3 rRNA genes are annotated in these 5,415 nt (G+C 55.8%); all 3 read right to left on the bottom strand.

Going from position 1 to position 5,415, the window contains the following annotated elements:
* Positions 1-43 precede the first annotated feature (43 nt).
* Positions 44-160, bottom strand: a 5S ribosomal RNA gene (gene rrf / locus ASD62_RS19530).
* Between the two features lie 107 nt (positions 161-267).
* Positions 268-3,387 (bottom strand): 23S ribosomal RNA (locus ASD62_RS19525).
* A 364-nt stretch (positions 3,388-3,751) separates the two neighbouring features.
* Positions 3,752-5,277 (bottom strand): 16S ribosomal RNA (locus tag ASD62_RS19520).
* The 16S, 23S and 5S rRNA genes sit together here, the layout of an rRNA operon.
* Positions 5,278-5,415 lie beyond the last annotated feature (138 nt).

Here is a 5,415-nt window from a genome sequence, read left to right as displayed (position 1 = left end):
GCCAAAAGGGCCTTCCCGTGTGGGAAGGCCCTTTTGAAAGTATGTCCGGCTGCGTCCTACTCTCCCACACCGTAACCAGTGCAGTACCATCGGCGCTGAAGGGCTTAGCTTCCGGGTTCGGAATGGAGCCGGGCGTTTCCCCTTCGCTATGACAGCCGAAACTCTATGGAGATATCTTTCGGTGTGCTCCCACCACACGCGCGGTGGTTGGAGCGGGGTTCCCGACCGTATCTCGGGAACTACACAGTGGACGCGTAACATCTTTGTTGTATCAAGTTATCGGCTTATTAGTACCAGTCAGCTACACACATTACTGTGCTTCCACGTCTGGCCTATCAACCCAGTAGTCTAGCTGGGAGCCTCTCGGACCGAAGTCCATGGAAACCTCATCTTGAAGCGTGCTTCCCGCTTAGATGCTTTCAGCGGTTATCACTTCCGAACGTAGCTAATCAGCCGTGCTCTTGGCAGAACAACTGACACACCAGAGGTTCGTCCATCCCGGTCCTCTCGTACTAGGGACAGCTCTTCTCAAGTTTCCTACGCGCACAGCGGATAGGGACCGAACTGTCTCACGACGTTCTAAACCCAGCTCGCGTACCGCTTTAATGGGCGAACAGCCCAACCCTTGGGACCTACTCCAGCCCCAGGATGCGACGAGCCGACATCGAGGTGCCAAACCATGCCGTCGATATGGACTCTTGGGCAAGATCAGCCTGTTATCCCCGGGGTACCTTTTATCCGTTGAGCGACGGCGCTTCCACAAGCCACCGCCGGATCACTAGTCCCGACTTTCGTCCCTGCTCGACATGCCTGTCTCACAGTCAAGCTCCCTTGTGCACTTACACTCAAAACCTGATTGCCAACCAGGCTGAGGGAACCTTTGGGCGCCTCCGTTACCTTTTAGGAGGCAACCGCCCCAGTTAAACTACCCACCAGGCACTGTCCCTGATCCGGATCACGGACCGAGGTTAGATATCCAGAACGACCAGAGTGGTATTTCAACGTTGACTCCACACACACTGGCGTGCATGCTTCACAGTCTCCCACCTATCCTACACAAGCCGTACCGAACACCAATACCAAGCTGTAGTAAAGGTCCCGGGGTCTTTCCGTCCTGCTGCGCGTAACGAGCATCTTTACTCGTAGTGCAATTTCGCCGAGTTCGTGGTTGAGACAGTGGAGAAGTCGTTACGCCATTCGTGCAGGTCGGAACTTACCCGACAAGGAATTTCGCTACCTTAGGATGGTTATAGTTACCACCGCCGTTTACTGGGGCTTAAATTCTCAGCTTCGCTCCGAAGAACTAACCGGTCCTCTTAACCTTCCAGCACCGGGCAGGCGTCAGTCCGTATACATCGTCTTGCGACTTCGCACGGACCTGTGTTTTTAGTAAACAGTCGCTTCTCCCTGGTCTCTGCGGCCGTTCTCCCTAGACAGCAAGTGTCTTCAGGATCCGGGCCCCCCTTCTCCCGAAGTTACGGGGGTATTTTGCCGAATTCCTTAACCACGATTCACTCGATCGCCTTGGTATTCTCTACCTAACCACCTGAGTCGGTTTGGGGTACGGGCGGCTCGAACCTCGCTAGAAGATTTTCTTGGCAGCATAGGATCACCCTGCTTCCCGCATACGCGGTCACTATCAGGTCTCAGGCTATGTGAGCTGCGGATTTGCCTACAGCTCGCCCTACACCCTTGGACGTGGACTACCATCGCCACGCGGAGGCTACCTTCCTGCGTCTCTCCATCGCTTGACTACTACCAGATCGGGTCACGCGCTCCACCACTAACCTCCACCCGAAGGTGTCAGCACGTGGTTTCAGGCGTTTAGCATCAAAAGGTTCATCATGGGCGGTTCTTCGCCGGTTCCGGAATATCAACCGGATGTCCATCGACTACGCCTGTCGGCCTCGCCTTAGGTCCCGACTTACCCAGGGCAGATTAGCTTGACCCTGGAACCCTTGGTTATTCGGCGGACGGGTTTCTCGCCCGTCATTCGCTACTCATGCCTGCATTCTCACTCGTGTGGCCTCCACGGCTGGATCACTCCGCCGCTTCCCTGGCCACACGACGCTCCCCTACCCATCAACACGCTTGGACCGTGAACCCGCAGGTGTCACAGCCGGGCAAAGTGTCAATGCCACAGCTTCGGTGGTGTGCTTGAGCCCCGCTACATTGTCGGCGCGGAATCACTTGACCAGTGAGCTATTACGCACTCTTTAAAGGGTGGCTGCTTCTAAGCCAACCTCCTGGTTGTCAATGCAACTCCACATCCTTTCCCACTTAGCACACGCTTAGGGACCTTAGATGGTGGTCTGGGCTGTTTCCCTCTCGACTACGGAGCTTATCCCCCGCAGTCTCACTGCCACGCTCTCACTTACCGGCATTCGGAGTTTGGCTAACGTCAGTAACCTGGTGAGGCCCATTAGCTATCCAGTAGCTCTACCTCCGGTAAGAAACACGTGACGCTGCACCTAAATGCATTTCGGGGAGAACCAGCTATCACGGAGTTTGATTGGCCTTTCACCCCTACCCACAGCTCATCCCCTCAGTTTTCAACCTAAGTGGGTTCGGTCCTCCACGACGTCTTACCGTCGCTTCAACCTGGCCATGGGTAGATCACTCCGCTTCGGGTCTAGACCCAGCGACTAAAACGCCCTATTCGGACTCGCTTTCGCTACGGCTTCCCCACACGGGTTAACCTCGCCACTGAGCACTAACTCGCAGGCTCATTCTTCAAAAGGCACGCCGTCACCCCACAAGGAGGCTCCGACGGATTGTAGGCACACGGTTTCAGGATCTATTTCACTCCCCTCCCGGGGTACTTTTCACCTTTCCCTCACGGTACTTGTCCGCTATCGGTCACCAGGGAATATTTAGGCTTAGCGGGTGGTCCCGCCAGATTCACACGGGATTTCTCGGGCCCCGTGCTACTTGGGATACTTCTCTGGAGTGCACATCGTTTCGTCTACGGGGGTCGCACCCTCTGTGCCGGGCCATTCAATGCCCTTCGACTACAACGCGCATTTCTGACTCCATGCCAACATGTCAGTGCTGACCGAAAAGTCCCACGACCCCGCAACTGCAACCCCTGACAGGTATCACACAGCTACGGTTTAGCCTCTTCCGCTTTCGCTCGCCACTACTCACGGAATCGCGGTTGCTTTCTCTTCCTGTGGGTACTGAGATGTTTCACTTCCCCACGTTCCCTCTACCCGCCCTATGTGTTCAGGCGGGAGTGACTGGACTTGCCTCCAGCCGGGTTTCCCCATTCGGAAATCCTCGGATCACAGTCTGGTTATCGACTCCCCGAGGCTTATCGCAGATTCCTACGTCCTTCTTCGGTTCCTGGTGCCAAGGCATCCACCGTGTGCCCTTAAAAACTTGAGCCACAAAGATGCTCGCGTCCACTGTGTAGTTCTCAAAATACGGGCGGCCCCACCCCAGGTCCAGCACCTACCCAGTACCGAAGTACCAAGGGGTTTGACTGGAGGGATGGGTCCAAGGCCGTAAACCGGCCCGAAGGAACAAGCTGCAAGCAGCCCGAGCCTTCAGGACCCAACAACGTGTCAAGCGCCTCCCCCACCCTGGTGCGTTCCACTGCCAACCACCCCCAAAAGGAGCAGCCGGCTTGTACTTGCGACACAGGACAGTGTCAGCGCCAAATAATCGATGTTCCACCCTTGAGCACCCGCTGCCCCACACTCGGGGACAGACCGGGCTCTGGATCGCTTGCGCGACCAGTGCTCCTTAGAAAGGAGGTGATCCAGCCGCACCTTCCGGTACGGCTACCTTGTTACGACTTAGTCCCAATCGCCAGTCCCACCTTCGACAGCTCCCTCCACAAGGGTTGGGCCACCGGCTTCGGGTGTTACCGACTTTCGTGACTTGACGGGCGGTGTGTACAAGGCCCGGGAACGTATTCACCGCAGCGTTGCTGATCTGCGATTACTAGCGACTCCGACTTCATGGGGTCGAGTTGCAGACCCCAATCCGAACTGAGACCGGTTTTTTGGGATTCGCTCCACCTCGCGGTTTCGCAGCCCTTTGTACCGGCCATTGTAGCATGCGTGAAGCCCAAGACATAAGGGGCATGATGATTTGACGTCATCCCCACCTTCCTCCGAGTTGACCCCGGCAGTCTCCTATGAGTCCCCACCATCACGTGCTGGCAACATAGAACGAGGGTTGCGCTCGTTGCGGGACTTAACCCAACATCTCACGACACGAGCTGACGACAACCATGCACCACCTGTATACGAGTGTCCAAAGAGAACGACATCTCTGCCGCGTTCTCGCATATGTCAAGCCTTGGTAAGGTTCTTCGCGTTGCATCGAATTAATCCGCATGCTCCGCCGCTTGTGCGGGCCCCCGTCAATTCCTTTGAGTTTTAGCCTTGCGGCCGTACTCCCCAGGCGGGGAACTTAATGCGTTAGCTGCGGCACGGATCTCGTGGAATGAGACCCACACCTAGTTCCCAACGTTTACGGCATGGACTACCAGGGTATCTAATCCTGTTCGCTCCCCATGCTTTCGCTTCTCAGCGTCAGTAGTGGCCCAGAGACCTGCCTTCGCCATCGGTGTTCCTCCTGATATCTGCGCATTTCACCGCTACACCAGGAATTCCAGTCTCCCCTACCACACTCTAGTCTGCCCGTACCCACCGCAAGTTCGAGGTTGAGCCTCGAAATTTCACGGCAGACGCGACAAACCGCCTACAAGCTCTTTACGCCCAATAATTCCGGACAACGCTCGCACCCTACGTATTACCGCGGCTGCTGGCACGTAGTTAGCCGGTGCTTCTTCTGCAGGTACCGTCACTTTCGCTTCTTCCCTGCTGAAAGAGGTTTACAACCCGAAGGCCGTCATCCCTCACGCGGCGTCGCTGCATCAGGCTTTCGCCCATTGTGCAATATTCCCCACTGCTGCCTCCCGTAGGAGTCTGGGCCGTGTCTCAGTCCCAGTGTGGCCGGTCGCCCTCTCAGGCCGGCTACCCGTCGTCGCCTTGGTGAGCCATTACCTCACCAACAAGCTGATAGGCCGCGAGTCCATCCCAAACCGAAAAACTTTCCAAACAGTACCCATGCGGATCTGTTTCATATCCAGTATTAGCTCCGGTTTCCCGAAGTTATTCCAGAGTCTGGGGCAGGTTACTCACGTGTTACTCACCCGTTCGCCACTGATCAGACAGAAGCAAGCTCCCATCATCACCGTTCGACTTGCATGTGTTAAGCACGCCGCCAGCGTTCGTCCTGAGCCAGGATCAAACTCTCCATTGATGTTTGCTACCCACCACCAAAGCGGCAGGAAAAGCGAAACCCCAGAAGGGTCGTCAAACTGACTGAGCAAGAACAACTAGCAAAAAACTAGTCAATTCAATGTTCAACCAAAGGATTTTCGTTCCAGAACACCAACCC

The sequence above is a fragment of the Phycicoccus sp. Root563 genome, from assembly GCF_001427915.1.
Taxonomy (GTDB): Bacteria; Actinomycetota; Actinomycetes; order Actinomycetales; family Dermatophilaceae; genus Pedococcus.
This window is presented reverse-complemented; position numbering and strand designations above follow the sequence as displayed.